The following is a 17,499-nucleotide window of genomic DNA, read 5'->3' as shown; positions in this document are numbered from 1 at the left end:
TCAGGATCAGACGATGAGCAAGATCTGCATACTCGGGAACTCCGTCGCGAAGTCCCGGAAGCCCGACGAAGCACCGATGGCGGGCTGGGGACAGTACGTACGCGAGTTCGTTGCGCCGTACCACGAAGTGCGCAACTACGCCCGCGACGCCATGACCGCCCGGAACTACTACGAGGACCGGCTGCCCACGCTCCTGAACCTCCTGGAGCCCGGCGACGTCGTCCTCGTCGCCTTCGGCGGGGTCGAGCAGCGCATCGACCACCCGCTGCGCTACCACGGCCACCGCGAGTTCAAGGAGTTCCTCCGCCTCTACGTGGAGGGGATCCGCGGCGAGGGCGCGATTCCGGTCCTGGTCACCCCGCCCGACCGGTGTGCCTTCGAGGCCGACGGCAGCGTCGCGAACACCCGCGAGGAGTACCCGCAGCTGGTGCGCGAGGCCGCCGCCGAGACCGGCGCGGCGCTGGTGGACATGCACGCCTTCAGCGCGCAGATGCTCCGCGAACTCGGTCCGCACCGGGCCCGCCAGTACTTCCGCTGGATGGACGCGGGGGAGCACCCCAACCACCCCGGCGGCATGATCGACTCGACGCACTTCAACCAGGTCGGCGCCCGCGAGATGGCCCGCATGACGGCGATCGCCCTGCACAACTCCCCGGGCGTGCCGCGAGGCTTCATCAACCCCGAGGCCTGCGCGGTGGCCCCGGACTTCCCGCCGCCGGCCGCCGAGTTCACCGTGGAGAAGCCCGAGTTCGCCCTCTACGCCGACATGCGGTTCGGCGACGCGCCGGTCTTCCTGTCGCCGGCGCCGGGCAAGCTCGTGAGCGCCATGGGCAAGTTCTCCGGCACCGCGGACCCGGGCACGAGCTACCTGCTGTTCTTCGACAACGGCACCTACGTCGGCGGAACGCGCGTCAACCAAGAGGGCAAGTGGCAGTGGCGCAGGGTGGTCAACTGGGCGGCCGGCGAGCACCTCCTGCAAGCCGTCGGCCTCACGGAGCAGGGCCCGACCCCGGTCGCCCTCTTTTCGTTCACGGTCAAGACCTGGGTCGCCCCGCCGACCGTCACCTCCCCGAAGGAGGGGGCGTACACCACGGCCAAGCCCCGCTTCTCCGGCACCGCCGAGCCCGGCGTCGGGAAGGTCTCCGTGCTGGAGAACGAGCGCCTGATCGCCGTCGCGGTGGTGGGCGAGGACGGCGCGTGGAAGGTGAGCCACGCGCACACCTGGAAGCCCGGCACCTACACGCTGGACTTCGTCTCGGTCTTCAGCGCCATCCACTCCGTGTCCACCCGCGTCACGTTCAGGGTCCACGGGGTACCGGAGGACAACTGGATCAGGCAGTCGGCGCTGGCCGCGCGCCTGCCCTGCTCCGACGACCCGTGCGAGCACTACCCCTTCGGCGGCGGGCGCTGACCCCGGGCCGTACGGGACACGGCGAAGGCCCCGCACACCTCTCGGTGTGCGGGGCCTTCGCCGTGTCGGTGCCGGCCGTGCGTCAGACCGGAACGCTCGCCAGGCCCGGGGCCAGGAACTTCTTGCCGTTCACCCGCTCGGAGACGCCCTTGCGGTCCAGGTACGGAGTGACGCCGCCCAGGTGGAAGGGCCAGCCCGCGCCCGTGATGAGGCAGAGGTCGATGTCCTGGGCCTCGGCCACGACACCCTCCTCCAGCATCAGGCCGATCTCCTGCGCCACCGCGTCCAGGACGCGGTCGCGGACCTGCTCCTCGGTCAGGACGACATCGCCCTGCACGAGGAGGGCGGCGACCTCGGGGTCCAGCTCCGGCTTGCCGGAATCGTAGACGTAGAAGCCGCGCTTGCCGGCCTTGACCACCGCGGCCAGGTTCGGCGAGACGGTGAAGCGCTCCGGGAAGGCGCGGTTCAGGGTCTCGGACACGTGCAGGCCGATCGCCGGGCCCACGAGCTCGAGGAGCACCAGCGGGGACATCGGCAGGCCGAGCGGCTCGATGGCCTTCTCGGCGGTGACCACCGGGGTGCCCTCGTCGATGACGTTCTGGATCTCGCCCATGAAGCGGGTCAGGATGCGGTTCACGACGAACGCCGGGGCGTCCTTGGTGAGGACCGCGGTCTTCTTCAGCTTCCGCGCGACACCGAAGGCCGTGGCCAGCGAGGCGTCGTCGGTCTGCTCACCGCGGACGATCTCCAGCAGCGGGAGGATCGCGACGGGGTTGAAGAAGTGGAAGCCGACCACGCGCTCCGGGTGCTGGAGCTTGGAGGCCATCTCCGAGACCGACAGCGAGGAGGTGTTGGTGGCGAGGATCGCGTGCGCCGGGGCGACCGCCTCGACCTCCGCGAACACCTTCTGCTTGACGGACATCTCCTCGAACACGGCCTCGATGATGAAGTCCGCGTCCGCGAAGCCCTCGGCCTTGTCCAGGACACCCGTCACCAGGGCGGTCAGGCGGTTGGCCTTGTCCTGGTTGATGCGGCCCTTGCCCAGCAGCTTCTGGATCTCGGCGTGGACGTAGCCCACACCCTTGTCCACGCGCTCCTGGTCGATGTCGGTGAGGACCACCGGCACCTCCAGGCGGCGCAGGAACAGCAGCGCCAGCTGTGAGGCCATCAGGCCCGCGCCGACGACGCCGACCTTGGTGACCTGGCGGGCCAGGTTCTTGTCCGGGGCGCCGGCCGGGCGCTTGGCGCGCTTCTGCACCAGGTTGAAGGCGTAGATGCCGGAGCGCAGTTCGCCGCCCATGATGAGGTCGGCCAGGGCCGCGTCCTCGGCGTCGAAGCCCTTCTGCAGGTCGCCGTCCTTGGCAGCCTCGATGATCTCCAGCGCGCGGTAGGCGGCCGGGGCCGCGCCGTGCACCTTGGAGTCGGCGATGAAGCGGCCGCGGGCGACCGCCGCGTCCCAGGCCTCGCCGCGGTCGATCTCGTCGCGGACGACCTCGGTGGTGCCGTTCAGCACGCGGGCGGTCCACAGGAGCGACTGCTCCAGGAAGTCCGCGCCCTCGAACAGCGCGTCCGCGATGCCGAGCTCGAAGACCTGCTTGCCCTTGAGCTGCCGGTTCTGGTTCAGCGAGTTCTCGATGATGACCGAGACCGCGCGGTCCGCGCCGATCAGGTTCGGCAGCAGGGCGCAGCCGCCCCAGCCGGGAACCAGGCCGAGGAAGACCTCGGGCAGCGAGAAGGCCGGGATGGCCTTGGAGACGGTGCGGTAGGTGCAGTGCAGACCGACCTCGACACCGCCGCCCATCGCCGCGCCGTTGTAGTAGGCGAAGGTGGGGACGGCCAGCGCCGCGAGGCGCTTGAAGACGTCGTGGCCGCCCTTGCCGATGGCGAGCGCCTCGTCGTGCTTCTTCAGCAGCTCGACGCCCTTGAGGTCGGCGCCGACCGCGAAGATGAACGGCTTGCCGGTCAGGCCCGCACCGACGATGGAGCCCGCGAGGGCCTCCTGCTCGACCTGGTCGATCGCCGCGTTCAGGTTGGCGAGGGACTGCGGGCCGAAGGTGGTCGGCTTGGTGTGGTCCAGGCCGTTGTCCAGCGTGACGAGCGCGAAGCGCCCGGCGCCGAAGGGCAGGTCCAGGTGGCGTACGAGCGCGCGCGTGACGACCTCGTCCGGGAACAGCTCGGCCGCGCCCTTCAGGAGCTCAGTGGTGGTGGTGCTCACTTGCTGTCTCCCTCGGCGGTGAAGTTCGGGTTCTCCCAGACGACCGTGGCGCCCATGCCGAAGCCGACGCACATGGTGGTCAGGCCGTAGCGGACCTCCGGCTGCTCCTCGAACTGGCGGGCCAGCTGGGTCATCAGACGGACGCCGGAGGAGGCGAGCGGGTGACCGAAGGCGATGGCCCCGCCGTACTGGTTGACGCGGGCGTCGTCGTCGGCGATGCCGTAGTGCTCCAGGAACGCGAGGACCTGGACCGCGAAGGCCTCGTTGACCTCGAAGAGGCCGATGTCGTCGATCGTCAGACCGGCCTGTGCGAGGGCCTTCTCGGTGGCCGGGATCGGGCCGTAGCCCATGACCTCCGGCTCGACACCCGCGAAGGAGTACGAGACCAGGCGCATCTTGACCGGGAGGTTGTTCTCGCGGGCGAAGTCCTCGGACGCGATGATCGCGGCCGTGGCACCGTCGTTGAGACCGGCGGCGTTGCCCGCGGTGACGTTGCCGTGGACCCGGAACGGGGTCTTGAGGCCCGCCAGGTTCTCCAGGGTGGTCCCCGGACGCATCGGCTCGTCGGCGGTGACCAGGCCCCAGCCCGTCTCACCGGCCGCCTCGTTGTTGTTGCGCACCGAGATCGGCACCAGGTCCTGCTGGATCTTGCCGTCGGCGTACGCCTTGGCGGCCTTCTCCTGCGAGCGCACGGCGTACTCGTCGGCGCGGAGCTTGGTGATCGTCGGGTACCGGTCGTGCAGGTTCTCGGCGGTCATGCCCATGAACAGGGCGGACTCGTCGACCAGCTTCTCGGAGACGAAGCGCGGGTTCGGGTCCACGCCCTCGCCCATGGGGTGGCGGCCCATGTGCTCGACACCGCCGGCGAGGGCGACGTCGTACGCACCGAAGGCCACGCCGCCCGCGACGGCGGTCACGGCGGTGAGCGCGCCGGCGCACATGCGGTCGATCGAGTAGCCCGGTACGGACTGCGGGAGGCCCGCGAGAATGCCGGCCGTGCGGCCCAGCGTCAGGCCCTGGTCGCCGATCTGCGTGGTCGCGGCGATGGCGACCTCGTCGATCTTCGCGGGGTCCAGGTCCGGGTTGCGGCGCAGCAGCTCCCGGATCGCCTTGACGACGAGATCGTCGGCGCGGGTCTCGTTGTAGATGCCCTTCGGGCCCGCCTTGCCGAACGGGGTGCGGACGCCGTCGACGAAGACGACGTCCCTGACGGTACGAGGCACGTTGGCTCTCCTCCAGGTGCGGGTGTGCACTGCTGCGCGGGGGCGTGCCCATTACTGAGCGCCCGCTCACCTCTCCATGCTACTTGCCGGTAACCGGCATGCACACCCCCCACGGGAGGAGCGGCGAAGGTCACACCGGGCCGTCGCAGTGTGAGCCCCCTCGCGCCCCCGCCGCGAGCCCGGCCGATCGGGGCTCAGCCGCATCCGGAACTCGTACTGGTGGGGCTGGAACTCCACCACGGTGAAGCTGCACGACGTCCTCGGCGACAAGGTGCCCGTGTGCATCGTGTACGGCGAGCACGACTCGGTGGTGAACACCGCGTCGTCCGACCACTGGCTCAAGCACGGCAAGGTGGAGGGCGAGACCAAGGGGAGCTTCCACCGGGACGAAGACGGGGCCCTCACTCCGCTGGAGTGAGGGCCCCGTCGGCGGGGTCCGGCGTGCCGGTCAGTCCTCGGTCGGGGCCGGCTCGCCGGCCGGCTCCGCGACCGGCTCGGCGACCGGCTCCGTGGCCAGGGCCATGACCAGGGCGTCCGTCACCTGTTCGATCTGCCACGGGCGGGCTCCGTAGCCCGCCAGGGCCTCGGCCACCGCGTCGGCCTCCAGGCGCTCGGGCGGCTCCCAGCACAGCCGGCGGACCGTGTCGGGGGTGATCAGGTTCTCCTGCGGCAGGTTCAGCCCCTCCGCCAGCGCCGACACGGCCGTCCGGGCCGCGGCCAGCCGCGCCGCGGCCGCCGGGTCCTTGTCCACCCAGGAACGCGGCGGCGGCGGACCGGCCGGGGTCGCCCCCGGCTGCGGCAGTTCGGCCTCGGGCAGGGCCTTCGCCCGGTCCACGGCGGCCATCCACTGGTCCAGCTGGCGCCGGCCCATGCGCTGCCCGTAGCCGGGCAGGGCGGAGAGGGCCTGCACGTTCAGCGGCATGGAAAGCGCGGCCTCGACGATCGCGGCGTCACCCAGCACCTTGCCCGGTGACACGTCACGTCGCTGCGCGATCCGGTCCCGGGCCTCCCACAGCTCCCGGACGACGGCCATCTGCCGGCGCCGGCGCACCTTGTGCATGCCGGAGGTGCGGCGCCACGGGTCCTTGCGGGGCGGCGCGGGCGGTGCGGCGGCGATGGCGTCGAACTCCTGGTGGGCCCATTCCAGCTTGCCCTGCCGGTCCAGCTCCTTCTCCAACGCGTCCCTCAAGTCCACGAGCAGCTCCACGTCGAGCGCGGCGTAGCGCAGCCACGGCTCGGGGAGCGGACGCGTCGACCAGTCGACGGCGGAGTGGCCCTTCTCCAGCACGTAGCCGAGGACCCCTTCGACCATCGCGCCGAGTCCGACCCGCGGGAAGCCGGCGAGGCGGCCGGCCAGCTCGGTGTCGAAGAGGGAGGTGGGCGCCATGCCTATTTCGCGCAGGCACGGCAGGTCCTGGGTGGCGGCGTGCAGGATCCACTCGGTGCCGGACAGGGCCTCGCCGAGGGAGGAGAGGTCGGGGCAGCCCACCGGGTCGATCAGTGCGGAGCCCGCACCTTCGCGGCGCAGCTGTACGAGGTAGGCGCGCTGGCCGTAGCGGTAGCCGGAGGCGCGCTCGGCGTCCACGGCGACGGGTCCGGTGCCCGCGGCGAAGGCCGCGACCACCTCGGCGAGCGCGGCCGCGTCGGCGACCACCGGGGGGATGCCCTCACGGGGTTCTAGCAAGGGAATCGGCAGCCCGTCGGACGAAACCTCGTCGTCCGGGGGGCCGCCCCCGGTGGTGGTGCGCAGGCCTGCTGCGGTTTCTTGGGCGTCGGTCACCGGTCAAGGGTATCCGTGGATGCAACGCGCCCGTCGCCGGAACGTTCCGGCGACGGGCGCGAGGGGGGAGCGAGGGGGGAGTACGGACGTTTCCCCGGGTTCTCCGGGAGTTTTCCCGGGGGACTTCGGGGGATATCGGCCGGGTCAGTGGATGATCCCGGTCCGCAGGGCGACGGCGACCATCCCGGCCCGGTCGCCGGTGCCCAGCTTGCGGGCGATGCGTGCGAGGTGGGACTTGACGGTCAGGGCGGACAGGCCCATCGAAACGCCGATGGCCTTGTTGGACTGGCCCTCCGCGACGAGGCGCAGGACCTCGACCTCGCGGCCGGAGAGCTCTCGGTAGCCGCCCGGGTGGCTCGGGGCACCCGGGGGGCGGCGGTGCATACGGGCCGCGGCGGCGCCGATGGGGGCGGCGCCGGGCCGGGACGGGAGCCCGATGTTGGTCCGGGTGCCGGTGACGACGTAGCCCTTCACTCCGCCCGCGAGGGCGTTGCGTACGGCGCCGATGTCGTCGGCGGCGGACAGGGCCAGGCCGTTCGGCCAACCGGCGGCGCGGGTCTCGGAGAGCAGGGTGAGACCGGAACCGTCGGGCAGGTGTACGTCGGCCACGCAGATGTCGCGCGGGCTGCCGATGCGTGGACGGGCCTCCGCGATGGACGACGCCTCGATCACGTCGCGAACTCCGAGGGCCCACAAATGGCGGGTCACGGTGGAACGCACGCGCGGGTCGGCCACGACGACCATGGCCGTCGGCTTGTTCGGGCGGTAGGCGACCAGGCTTGCGGGCTGCTCGAGAAGAACGGACACCTAGGCCTCCTGGGGGGAGTGGCGGGACGGCCGGCTCGGGGAAGGAAGCCGGTGCGAACCGTGCGGATGGTCTATGACTCCTTCGGCACGTCACCCGCCCGGCTTTAGGGAATGATCACGATTTGGTGAGTAACAATTCGGGCAATTCGGACGCACGATCGATCATAGGGTGATCAGAAGCCCACAAGGGGCGCCCCGTAACGACATCCGGCCCCGACATCGGGGCGCGGGCCGGCACGGATCGGTGCAGGTCGGTGACGGTCGACGCGGGTCGGCGCCGCCCCCGGCCCTGCGGAACTACCCCTGAGGGTGATGCGGACCGCGCCGCTGGGGCAGCGAGACCACGCCGGTCACCGTCTCGGTCGGTCCGACCGGCGGCAGCCCCGCGATCTGACACAGCAGTTCGCACCAGGCCGACAGGTGTGCGGCGGTGTCCGGCACCCCGCCCACCCCCTCGCGCGGCGTCCACGAGGCCCTGATCTCGATCTGTGTCGCCGGCCGCCGCTCTCCGAGCCCGCCGAAGTAGTGCGAGGCGGCCATGGTCACGGTCCCGCTCGCCTCCCCGTACGTCAGCCCGCGCGCGTCCAGCGCCCCCGTCAGCCAGGACCAGCACACCTCCGGGAGGAGCGGGTCCACGGCCATCTCCGGCTCCAGTTCCGCCCGTACGAGCGTCACCAGCCGGAAGGTGCCCTGCCAGGCGTCGTGCCCGGCCGGGTCGTGCAAGAGGATGAGCCGGCCGTCGGCCAGGTCCTCGTCACCGTCCACGACCGCCGCTTCCAGCGCGTACGCGTGGGGTGCCAGCCTCTGTGGCGGTTTGGTGGGATCGATCTCGATCCCCTGCCGCAGCCTCGCCTTCTTCAAGCCGTCGACCGCCCGCCGGAACGGGAGTGGGACGGAGCTGTCCTTCGCGCTGTCCGTACCGTCAGCGCCATCTGAAAATCGTCCCTGAGCCGCAGCCATGCGGGGAAGACTAGGCGGAACGAGCGCCCGTACGGCGCAGCCACACCCGCGCCGGGCCGGGCACTTCTTCATACGTGCGAAGATTTGAGTCGTGAGCGCCAACACCCGCCCCACGGGCACGCCGAGCCAGACGTACGATTCCGCCTTCCTGAAGGCGTGCCGGCGCGAGCCGGTGCCGCACACCCCCGTGTGGTTCATGCGACAGGCGGGACGCTCGCTCCCCGAGTACCGCAAGGTCCGCGAGGGCACGCAGATGCTGGAATCCTGCATGCGGCCCGACCTGGTCACCGAGATCACCCTGCAGCCGGTCCGGCGCCACAACGTGGACGCGGCCATCTTCTTCTCCGACATCGTGGTCCCGCTGAAGGCCATCGGCATCGACCTGGACATCAAGCCGGGCATCGGCCCGGTCGTCGCCCAGCCGATCCGCCGCCGCGAGGACCTCGCACAGCTGCGCGACCTCACCCCGGAGGACGTCTCGTACGTCACCGAGGCGATCGGCATGCTCACGGGTGAACTGGGCTCCACGCCGTTGATCGGCTTCGCCGGTGCGCCTTTCACCCTCGCGAGCTACCTGGTGGAGGGCGGCCCCTCCAAGAACCACGAGCACACCAAGGCCCTCATGTACGGGGACCCGGAGCTCTGGGCCGACCTGCTGGACCGCCTCGCCGAGATCACCTCCTCCTTCCTGAAGGTCCAGATCGAGGCCGGCGCCTCCGCGATCCAGCTCTTCGACTCCTGGGTCGGCGCACTCGCCCCGGCGGACTACCGCCGCTCGGTGATGCCCGCCTCCGCGAAGGTTCTGGAGTCCGTCGCCTCGTACGGGGTCCCGCGCATCCACTTCGGCGTGGGCACGGGCGAGCTGCTCGGCCTCATGGGCGAGGCCGGCGCGGACGTCATGGGCGTCGACTACCGCGTCTCCCTGAACGAGGCCGTCAAGCGGGTCGGCCCCGGCAAGGCGCTCCAGGGCAACCTGGACCCGGCGGTCCTCTTCTCCACCCCCGAGGCGGTGGAGACCAAGACCCGCGAGGTCCTGGACGCCGCGGCGGACCTGGAGGGCCACATCTTCAACCTGGGCCACGGCGTCCTCCCGACGACGAACCCGGACGCCCTGACCCGCCTGGTGGACTACGTCCACACGCAGACGGCCCACTGACCCGAGACTCCGCCGACGTCGGTACCGTGCCGTGCATGACATGGCACGGGCCGACGTTTCGCATATCCGACTACCCCGAGCCGCTGACCGACGAGAGTTTCCTCGTGGAAGTCGCCGACGAGATATCCCGGCTGGCGGGCCGACCCGCGACCGTCGACCTGCTCCGGGAGGCCGTCCGCGGCTACCGAGAGGGCCGAGCAGCAGTGGGCCGTCACGGACGCGGACGCACCGGCCGACGCTCTGCGGCCCCCGGTCGTCCTCCACGAGGCCGTGTATCCCCGGGGATGGCCGACCGAGCTCGGAGACTTCGCGCTGCGCAACGACTACGACGCCCCCTTCACGTACGAAGGGGAGACCTACCGTTCCTGAAGACCGAGCGGGGGTGAGCCCGATCAGCCGCACGCCCCAAACGGTCTTGAGCGCACTGGTCCCCGGCGTACTCAACCCCGGGGCGGCGACACGCATCTTGTACGTGGTCCGATCCCGGGAGGCCAGTTCCCTGTGCGACCTGGCCATGTGGGTACGGCCAGAGGCGACGGGGAGGCCCTGAACCATCACTCCGGTGGAGCAGGGGTCCCGCACGCTGGCACCGCACCCGGCGTCCCAGATCGCCCGATCACGTTAACCCGACCAGCCCAGGGCCCCGCAAGGCAAAGAGCGGACCATCACACGATCGAGCTAACCCGACCTCGTGCGCGCTACTCAACGAACAGTGAGCAACCCCACCGTGGTGCACGGCTACTGGGCCCTCTTCGCCGCCGACCGGGCCGACCACGACCGGATCCGCGCCGCAGCGACCGCCCGCGAGGCGCGGGAGCTGGGCGGAGCGGCCGCGGGGCGCGCGGACTGGGCCGCCCGGCGGGTCGCCGTCATGGCGGCGCTGATGCGGGCCAAGTTCGGGCAGCACCCGCGGCTCGCGGAGCTGCTGGTCGCCACCGGGGAGGGCGCGATCCTCTATACCGGCATCTCCGACGCCCCCTTCTGGCGCGACGGGGGCTCCCGCGGCGGCGGCCGGAACTGGACGGGCCGCCTGCTGGAGCTGATCCGCTCCGAACTCCTCGCGGCGGGCCCAAGCCGGACCGGCTAGACCCCCGCCGCCCGCACCGCGGAGACCGCCTTGCGGGCGGCGACCAGCACCGGGTCCCACACCGGGGAGAACGGCGGGGCGTAGCCCAGGTCCAGGGAGACGATCTGGTCCACCGTCATGCCCGCCGTCAAGGCCACCGCGGCGATGTCCACCCGCTTCGCGGAGCCCGCGCCGCCGACGATCTGGCAGCCCAGGAGGCGGCCCGTGCGGCGTTCCGCCAGCATCTTGACCGTCATCCGAGCCGCCTCCGGGTAGTAGCCCGCCGTGTTCGTCGAGCTGATCGTCGCCGTGACGAAGCGGAGCCCGACGGACAGGGCGTCCCGCTCGCGCAGGCCCGTACGGGCGATCTCCAGGTCGCAGACCTTGCTCACGGCGGTGCCGACCACGCCCGGGAAGGTCGCGTAGCCGCCGCCCACGCCCGAGCCGATGACCTGGCCGTGCTTGTTCGCGTGCGTGCCCAGCGCGATGTGCCGCGTGCGGCCCGCCACCAGGTCCAGGACCTCCACGCAATCGCCGCCCGACCAGATGTTCTCGTGGCCGCGGACCCGCATGGAGAGGTCGGTCAGCAGGCCGCCCGACTCGCCCAGCGGCAGACCCGCCGCGCGGGCCAGGGCCGTGCGCGGCTCGACGCCGATGCCGAGGACGACCACGTCCGCCGGGTACTCCTCCCCGGCCGCCGTGACCACCGCGCGGGCCCGGCCCTCCTCGTCGGTGAGGATCTCCGTCACCTCGGCGCGGGCGACCGTACGGATCCCCATGCCGTTCATGGCGCTGTGCACCAGCCCGCCCATGTCCGGGTCCAGCGTGGACATCGGCTGCTCGCCCCGGTGCAGCACGGTGACCTCGAAGCCCCGCCCGAGCAGGGCTTCCGCCATCTCCACGCCGATGTAGCCGGCGCCCACGACCACCGCCCGGCGCCCTGCCGTCCGCTCCACGTCCGCCATCAGCCGCTGCCCGTCGTCCAGCGTCTGCACGCCGTGCACCCCGTGCGCTCCGATGCCGGGCAGCCGGGGGCGGACCGGCCGGGCGCCGGTCGCGAGGACGAGCTTGTCGTACCCCGTCCAGTACTCGGCGCCCGATTCCAGATCCCGGGCGCGCACCCGCGCTCCCGCGAGGTCCAGCTCCACGACCTCGGTCCGCGTCCGCAGGTCGATGTCCCGCGCGCGGTGCTCCTCGGGCGTCCGGGCGATCAGCTCGTCCGGGCCGTCGACCAGGCCGCCGATCCAGTACGGGATCCCGCACGCGGAGTACGAGGTGAAGTGCCCGCGCTCGAAGGCGGTGATCTCCAGCTCCGCCGGGCCCTTGAGCCGACGGGCCTGTGACGCGGCGGACATCCCCGCCGCGTCACCGCCGACCACCACCAGCCGTTCCGTGCCGTTCCCCATGTGCCCGTACCGTCCTTCCCCGCCGCCTGTGCCTGCGGGCCCCACGCTACGGGCGCACGGGTGGTCAGTCCTGGACCTGAGGCGGCGTCGCTTCCGGGTGCGCCGGATCCGCCGGATCCGCCGGAGTGGCGGCCGTGTGCACCGGCCACTTCGGCCCGCTCTGTGCGGGCAGGCGCCGCGCCGCGCCGGGCTTCTCCTTCGCCGGCCGCCACTTGCGGTACTGCCGGAAGGCGAGCAGCAGGAACGCGCCGCTGAGCAGGAACGGCGAGGCCGCGGCGAGCGCCATCAGCAGATACAGGACCGCGGCGGCGAAGACCTTCCAGCCGCCGACCAGGGCGTCCGAGAAGCCCGGATCCGGCTTCTCCTTCTCCTTGACGGGCTGCTTCCCCGGTTCCGAGAACGTCAGCGTGATCGTGCCGAGCGAGGTCTGGTCCTTCAGCGCCGTCTGCTGCGCGAGCAGCGACTCCAGATCGGCCTGCCGCTTGCTGAGTTCGGCCTCCAGCGTGACCACATCGGTCAGCCCCGAGGCCTTCTCCATCATCTCGCGCACCCGCACCACGCTCGCCTGCTGGGACTTGACCCGGCTGTCGACGTCCGCGACCTTCTGCGTCACGTCCTGCGCCTCGACCTTGCGCTCCAGCAGCTTCCCGGCGCCCTCCATCGCGGCCAGCACCGCGTCGAAGCGCTCGCCCGGCACCCGCAGGGTCACCGTCGAGGTCATCGACCCGTCGGGTGCGCGCGTGGTGCCCTCGCTGCCGACGTACGCGCCCGCGCTCGAAGCCGCCGTCCGTGCGCCGGCCGTCGCCTTCTGGACGTCGGCCGTCTCCACGCCGAGCGACGCCGTGCGGATGATCTGCGTGCGGACGGCGGGAGCCTGCGGCTGGTTCTTCTCGGCGCCCGGGGCCGGCGCGCCCGACGCGGCCGGGGCCGGAGCCGCCGCCCCGCCCTGTCCGGCCTCCAGCTCTTGGGTGGACGCCGCGTCCGCCTTGCTCGCCTTGTCGTCAGCGCCCGAGCCGCAGCCCGTGAGGACGAGCGCCCCGGTCAGGGAGAGCGCCGCCAGGGCCGTCGCCGAACGCCGTCCGTACCGCCCGTAACGTCTGTGCTGGGTATGCATCGTTGGGTCCCCCTGGTAAGTGTCGCAATCGTCGGATGCGCATCTGTCCGTGCCTCGACGTTCTGACGTACGGGGTCCCGTCCCGGGTTTCGTACGCGCGGTCCCGAGGTGATCCCGAACCGGTCACGGTCAGGCCTCGGCGATCGCCCGATGAGCGGTCTGAGACGATGTGTCCATGCACGAAGCGGACACGCGTACGGACCGGCCGGCCCCCGCCGGTCACGTCGTCGTCATCGGCGGCGGGATCGCGGGCCTCGCGGCGGCCCACCGGCTGCTCGCCGAGGGCCTTCGCGTCACCCTCCTGGAAGCCGGCCCGCGCCTCGGCGGCAAGCTGCGCTCCGGCGAACTGGCCGGTCTGCGCGTGGACCTCGGCGCCGAATCCGTACTCGCCCGCCGCCCCGAGGCACTCGAACTGGCCCGCGCCGTCGGCCTCGGCGAGGCCCTGCAGCCGCCCGCCACCGCCACCGCCCGCCTCTGGACCCGCGGCGTGCTGCGCCCCCTGCCGGGCGGTCACGTCATGGGCGTACCCGGCGACCTGGGCCCGCTCGCCGCCTCCGGGGTGCTCTCCGCCGAGGGCCTGGCCCGGGCCGGAGCCGAACACGCCCTGGCACCGCAGGAGATCGGCGAGGACGTGGCCCTCGGTGAGTACGTCGCCGCCCGCCTGGGCCACGAGGTCGTCGACCGGCTCGTGGAACCCCTCCTCGGCGGGGTCTACGCCGGCAACGCCTACCGCATCTCGATGCGGGCCGCCGTCCCCCAGCTCTTCGAGGCCGCCCGCAGTCACGCCTCCCTCGGCGAGGGCGTACGGGAACTGCAGGCCCGGGCGGCCCGCGCGGGGCAGACCGGTCCCGTCTTCTCCGGCATCGACGGCGGCATCGGCAGGCTCCCGCTCGCCGTCGCCGAGGCCTGCCGGGCGGCCGGAGCCCGGATCCTCCTCGACACCCCCGCGCGCGAGCTGACCCGTACCGCCACCGGCTGGCGCGTGGCCGTCGACGCCCCGGGCGACGCCGAGGCCATCGAGGCCGACGCAGTGGTCGTGGCCGTCCAGGCCGGACCCGCCGCCCGACTGCTCGACCGGATCGCGCCCACCGCCGCCACCGAGCTGCGCGGCGTCGAGTACGCCTCCATGGCCCTGGTCACGATGGCCCTGCGCCGCTCCGACCTGCCGGCCGGGATCGCCGACGGCGGCGCGAGCGGGTTCCTCGTACCGCCCGTGGACGGCAGGACGATCAAGGCCTCGACCTTCTCCAGCAACAAGTGGGCCTGGGCCGGGACCGATCCCGACCTCTTCCTGCTCCGCACCTCCGTCGGCCGCCACGGCGACGAGGGCGACCTGAAGCGCTCCGACGGGGAACTGGTCGAGGTCTCCCTCACCGACCTCGGCGCGGCCGTGGGCCTCGCGCCCACCGTCCGCCCCGTGGCCTCCACCGTCACCCGCTGGGACGGCGGCCTGCCCCAGTACCCCGTCGGCCACCTCGGCCGGGTGGCCCGGATCCGCTCCGCCGTCGCGGCCCTGCCGGGCCTCGCGGTGTGCGGAGCCGTGTACGACGGGGTCGGCATCCCGGCCTGCATCGCGAGCGCGGGCAAGGCCGCCGACGTGGTGATCGCCACGTTGGCGCCCGCTGGGGCACCCCTGGCACCGACCACCGATCAGCACACGGGACAATAGACACATGACTGCACCAGAGAAGATTCCCAACGCGGGGAAGAAGGCGAAGGACCTCAACGAGGTCATCCGCTACACCCTGTGGTCCGTCTTCAAGCTGAAGGACGTGCTCCCCGAGAACCGCGCCGGCTTCGCCGACGAGGTCCAGGAGCTGTTCGACCAGCTGGCCGCCAAGGACATCACCGTCCGCGGCACCTATGACGTCTCCGGCCTGCGCGCCGACGCGGACATCATGATCTGGTGGCACGCGGAGACCTCCGACGAGCTGCAGACCGCGTACAACCTGTTCCGCCGCACCAAGCTCGGCCGCGCGCTGGAGCCGGTCTGGTCGAACATGGCCCTGCACCGCCCGGCCGAGTTCAACAAGTCCCACATCCCGGCCTTCCTGGCCGACGAGACGCCGCGCGACTACGTCAGCGTCTACCCCTTCGTGCGCAGCTACGACTGGTACCTGCTGCCCGACGAGGACCGCCGCCGCATGCTCAAGGACCACGGCATGATGGCCCGCGGCTACCCCGACGTGCGCGCCAACACCGTCGCCTCCTTCTCGCTCGGCGACTACGAGTGGCTGCTGGCCTTCGAGGCCGACGAGCTGTACCGCATCGTCGACCTCATGCGCCACCTGCGCGCCTCCGAGGCCCGCATGCACGTCCGTGAAGAGGTGCCCTTCTACACCGGACGCCGCAAGTCCGTCGCCGACCTGGTGGCCGGACTCGCCTGATACCTCCCCTGGGGGGAAGGACCGGAGGAGCGCCTGACCGGCGTCCTCCGGGGATCGGGAGGCCCTGCCCCCGAATCGACGCAGCCGGAGATCCCGCCCGGAAGTTCAGACGACTGGCGGCAGCAGTGCCCTGGGGTGCCCCTGGGCGGTCGCTGCCCGGTCGTCCAGCGACACCGGTGCGGGCTCCGGATGCGGCGCACACGTGACACGCCACCCCGAGGTGTCACCTGTCAGCAAGTACCGCTCCACGTGAGCGTCCACGCAGTCATTGCGTCCGCCGACCACTCCGTGGTTCCCGGCCCCCTCCTCCGTCACCAGCCCGGCCCGCGGCCCGAGCCGCCGCTGGAGCTCCAGCGCGCCCCCGTACGGGGTCGCGCCGTCCCGCTCGGCCGCGACGATCAGCGTGCTCGGGAGCGGGGATTCCGGCCGTAGCCCCACGTCCACCGGCCGCTGCCGCTCGCGCACCGGCCAGAAGGCGCAGGGCAGGTTCAGGAAGGCGTTGGTCCAGGTCTCGAAGGGGGCCGTGCGGGCCAGTTCGGTGCTGTCGCGGTCCCAGGTCTCCCAGTCGGCGGGCCACGGGGCGTCGTTGCACTGGGTCGCCGTGTAGACGGCCGTCGCGTTCTCGCCCTCGGCGGCCGCCGCCGGGTCCGGGGCGGCGAGCGAGACGAGCGGGCGCGGATCGCCGCGCAGGAACGCCGACAGGGCCGCCGCGCGGCCCGGCCAGACCTCGTCGTAGTACGCGGCCCGCAAGTACGCGGAGTGCAGCTGCCCGGTGCCGACCAGCCCGCCCGCCGGTTCGCGGGCCAGCGCCGCCCGCACCCGGTCGTAACTCGCCTGCACCGCTTCGGGGGTGGAGCCGAGCCCGTACGCGGCGTGGTGGCGGGCCGCCCAGGCGCGGAAGTCCGCCCAGCGGCGCTCGAAGCCGGGGGCCTGGGCGAGGTTGTTGCGGTACCAGACCTTCCGCGGATCGGGGTCGACGGCCGAGTCGAAGACCATCCGGCGGACGTGGCCCGGGTAGAGGGTGGCGTAGACCGCACCGAGGTACGTGCCGTACGAGGCCCCCATGAAGCTCAGCCGGCTCTCGCCGAGCGCGGCGCGCAGCACGTGCAGGTCGCGGACGTTGTTCAGGGTCGTGTACGAGCCGAGGGCCGCCCCGGCCCGCTCCGCGCAGCCGCGGGCGTAGGACCGCACAGCGGTGATCCGGGCCTCCTTCGCGGCGGCGTCCGGCCGTGCGCCGGCGGCCTCGGCCGGAGCCCGGTCGTATTGCTCCGGGTCCTGGCAGGACAGCGGGCTCCCCGAGTGGCCCACCCCGCGCGGGGCGTAGCCGACGAGGTCGTAGGCGGCCCCGACGCGGCGCCACTCGGGCAGATCGGCGACGAGCGGGAAGAACAGCCCGTTCCCGCCCGGTCCGCCGGGGTTGTACACGAGCGCACCCTGCCGCCGGGCCCCGCCCGCGCCGGAGGCGGCGACCCGGCTGACGAGGATCCCGGTCTGCGCCCCGAAGGGCCGGGCGTAGTCGACCGGGACGCGGAGCGTGCCGCACCGCACGTCCGGCCCGAGCCCCTCGGCGACGGGACACGGCCCGAACTCCAGGCCGTCGCGGGCGCCCTGACGGTCCGGCGGCGCAGACCCTCCCGGGCCCGGCAGACCCCCGCGCGCGGCGACGGCCGCGGCGCGCCGGGCCACGAGCGCGGCCCCGGCCGTCTCGGCGGCGGCCCGGGCGGCCGCGGCAGGGCCCGAAGTCGGGGAGTCCGAAGGGGAGGAGTCCCAGGGGGAGGGGCCCGAGGGCGGCGGGCCCGCCGTCGCCCGGGACGGGCGCGGGGGAGCGGCCTCGGCGGCGGCTTCGGCACCGGAGGTCATCGGCAGGGAAGCGGCCAGCGCGAGGGCGGCCAGCGCGACCGTGGCGGGCACCCGGGGCATGCGCATGGCGGGCCTCTCATCTCATCGGACCTTCCGATGAGATCCGGCGGGCGG

At 72.6% G+C, this 17,499-nt stretch carries 14 protein-coding genes; 6 read left to right on the top strand and 8 right to left on the bottom strand.

The features are described from left to right. Nucleotides 1–13 precede the first annotated feature (13 nt). Nucleotides 14–1,411 carry a GDSL-type esterase/lipase family protein gene (locus MTF69_RS06255; protein WP_243331454.1) on the top strand — a complete coding sequence of 466 codons (1,398 nt, stop codon included), beginning with the start codon at nucleotides 14–16 and terminating at the stop codon, nucleotides 1,409–1,411. Between the two features lie 82 nt (nucleotides 1,412–1,493). Here the strand turns inward: MTF69_RS06255 and MTF69_RS06250 are convergent, their stop codons facing one another. Then, the gene (locus MTF69_RS06250; RefSeq protein ID WP_243331452.1) at nucleotides 1,494–3,626 is read right to left on the bottom strand and encodes a 3-hydroxyacyl-CoA dehydrogenase NAD-binding domain-containing protein; all 2,133 of its coding nucleotides are present in this window, start codon (nucleotides 3,624–3,626) and stop codon (nucleotides 1,494–1,496) included. Next, a complete protein-coding gene (locus tag MTF69_RS06245) occupies nucleotides 3,623–4,849 on the bottom strand; it encodes an acetyl-CoA C-acyltransferase (protein ID WP_112447308.1) in 1,227 nt (408 codons plus the stop codon). The genes MTF69_RS06250 and MTF69_RS06245 overlap by 4 nt, the downstream gene beginning before the upstream one ends. Before the next feature lie 241 nt (nucleotides 4,850–5,090). Here MTF69_RS06245 and MTF69_RS06240 point away from each other — a divergent pair, with 241 nt between their 5' ends. After that, nucleotides 5,091–5,267: a hypothetical protein gene (locus MTF69_RS06240; RefSeq protein WP_243331450.1), complete on the top strand. Its 177-nt coding sequence runs from the start codon at nucleotides 5,091–5,093 to the stop codon at nucleotides 5,265–5,267. Between the two features lie 30 nt (nucleotides 5,268–5,297). Here the strand turns inward: MTF69_RS06240 and MTF69_RS06235 are convergent, their stop codons facing one another. The 3 genes from MTF69_RS06235 to MTF69_RS06225 all read right to left on the bottom strand — a co-directional run bounded on the left by MTF69_RS06235 (nucleotide 5,298) and on the right by MTF69_RS06225 (nucleotide 8,396). Further along, nucleotides 5,298–6,629 (bottom strand): ribonuclease D, encoded by a 1,332-nt coding sequence (locus MTF69_RS06235; protein WP_243331448.1) that lies wholly within the window; start codon nucleotides 6,627–6,629, stop codon nucleotides 5,298–5,300. Nucleotides 6,630–6,773: 144 nt separating this feature from the next. After that, nucleotides 6,774–7,436, bottom strand: a complete 663-nt coding sequence (locus MTF69_RS06230) for a response regulator transcription factor (RefSeq protein ID WP_214956508.1) — start codon at nucleotides 7,434–7,436, stop codon at nucleotides 6,774–6,776. Between the two features lie 297 nt (nucleotides 7,437–7,733). Continuing rightward, complete coding sequence (locus tag MTF69_RS06225; protein ID WP_243331447.1) at nucleotides 7,734–8,396, bottom strand: DUF3000 domain-containing protein; 663 nt, start codon at nucleotides 8,394–8,396, stop codon at nucleotides 7,734–7,736. A gap of 91 nt (nucleotides 8,397–8,487) precedes the next feature. Here MTF69_RS06225 and hemE point away from each other — a divergent pair, with 91 nt between their 5' ends. Both hemE and MTF69_RS06215 read left to right on the top strand, forming a co-directional pair. Further along, nucleotides 8,488–9,552, top strand: a complete 1,065-nt coding sequence (hemE, locus tag MTF69_RS06220; RefSeq protein WP_243331444.1) for a uroporphyrinogen decarboxylase — start codon at nucleotides 8,488–8,490, stop codon at nucleotides 9,550–9,552. A gap of 712 nt (nucleotides 9,553–10,264) precedes the next feature. Then, nucleotides 10,265–10,639, top strand: coding sequence for an NADAR domain-containing protein (locus MTF69_RS06215; protein WP_243331442.1), 375 nt, complete (start codon nucleotides 10,265–10,267; stop codon nucleotides 10,637–10,639). Here MTF69_RS06215 and MTF69_RS06210 read toward each other — a convergent pair. Together MTF69_RS06210 and MTF69_RS06205 are read right to left on the bottom strand one after the other, a co-directional pair. Beyond that, nucleotides 10,636–12,024 carry an FAD-dependent oxidoreductase gene (locus tag MTF69_RS06210; RefSeq protein WP_243331441.1) on the bottom strand — a complete coding sequence of 463 codons (1,389 nt, stop codon included), beginning with the start codon at nucleotides 12,022–12,024 and terminating at the stop codon, nucleotides 10,636–10,638. The two genes, MTF69_RS06215 and MTF69_RS06210, sit on opposite strands and share 4 nt — an antisense overlap. Before the next feature lie 64 nt (nucleotides 12,025–12,088). After that, nucleotides 12,089–13,138, bottom strand: a complete 1,050-nt coding sequence (locus MTF69_RS06205) for a DUF4349 domain-containing protein (protein ID WP_243331439.1) — start codon at nucleotides 13,136–13,138, stop codon at nucleotides 12,089–12,091. Between the two features lie 175 nt (nucleotides 13,139–13,313). Here MTF69_RS06205 and hemG point away from each other — a divergent pair, with 175 nt between their 5' ends. Together hemG and hemQ are read left to right on the top strand one after the other, a co-directional pair. Further along, nucleotides 13,314–14,807 (top strand): protoporphyrinogen oxidase, encoded by a 1,494-nt coding sequence (hemG, locus tag MTF69_RS06200; protein WP_243331436.1) that lies wholly within the window; start codon nucleotides 13,314–13,316, stop codon nucleotides 14,805–14,807. 4 nt (nucleotides 14,808–14,811) lie between these two features. Then, entirely contained in the window at nucleotides 14,812–15,525 is a 714-nt protein-coding gene (gene hemQ, locus MTF69_RS06195; protein ID WP_243331434.1) for a hydrogen peroxide-dependent heme synthase, read from the top strand. A 105-nt stretch (nucleotides 15,526–15,630) separates the two neighbouring features. Here hemQ and MTF69_RS06190 read toward each other — a convergent pair whose 3' ends face one another. Beyond that, the gene (locus tag MTF69_RS06190) at nucleotides 15,631–17,451 is read right to left on the bottom strand and encodes an alpha/beta hydrolase (protein WP_243331431.1); all 1,821 of its coding nucleotides are present in this window, start codon (nucleotides 17,449–17,451) and stop codon (nucleotides 15,631–15,633) included. Between the last annotated feature and the right edge of the window lie 48 nt (nucleotides 17,452–17,499).

The organism is Streptomyces sp. AP-93 (assembly GCF_022808175.1).
In the GTDB taxonomy this organism is placed as follows: Bacteria; Actinomycetota; Actinomycetes; order Streptomycetales; family Streptomycetaceae; genus Streptomyces.
The sequence above is the reverse complement of the archived record's forward strand: the minus strand, read 5'-3'. Positions and strand labels throughout refer to the sequence as shown.

Coding starts and splice junctions, on each gene's coding strand:
- MTF69_RS06190 (WP_243331431.1), bottom strand. CDS start 17,451: ATGCGCATGCCCCGGGTGCCCGCCACGGTCGCGCTGGCCGCCCTCGCG.
- MTF69_RS06255 (WP_243331454.1), top strand. CDS start 14: ATGAGCAAGATCTGCATACTCGGGAACTCCGTCGCGAAGTCCCGGAAG.
- MTF69_RS06205 (WP_243331439.1), bottom strand. CDS start 13,138: ATGCATACCCAGCACAGACGTTACGGGCGGTACGGACGGCGTTCGGCG.
- hemQ (WP_243331434.1), top strand. CDS start 14,812: ATGACTGCACCAGAGAAGATTCCCAACGCGGGGAAGAAGGCGAAGGAC.
- MTF69_RS06225 (WP_243331447.1), bottom strand. CDS start 8,396: ATGGCTGCGGCTCAGGGACGATTTTCAGATGGCGCTGACGGTACGGAC.
- hemG (WP_243331436.1), top strand. CDS start 13,314: ATGCACGAAGCGGACACGCGTACGGACCGGCCGGCCCCCGCCGGTCAC.
- MTF69_RS06210 (WP_243331441.1), bottom strand. CDS start 12,024: ATGGGGAACGGCACGGAACGGCTGGTGGTGGTCGGCGGTGACGCGGCG.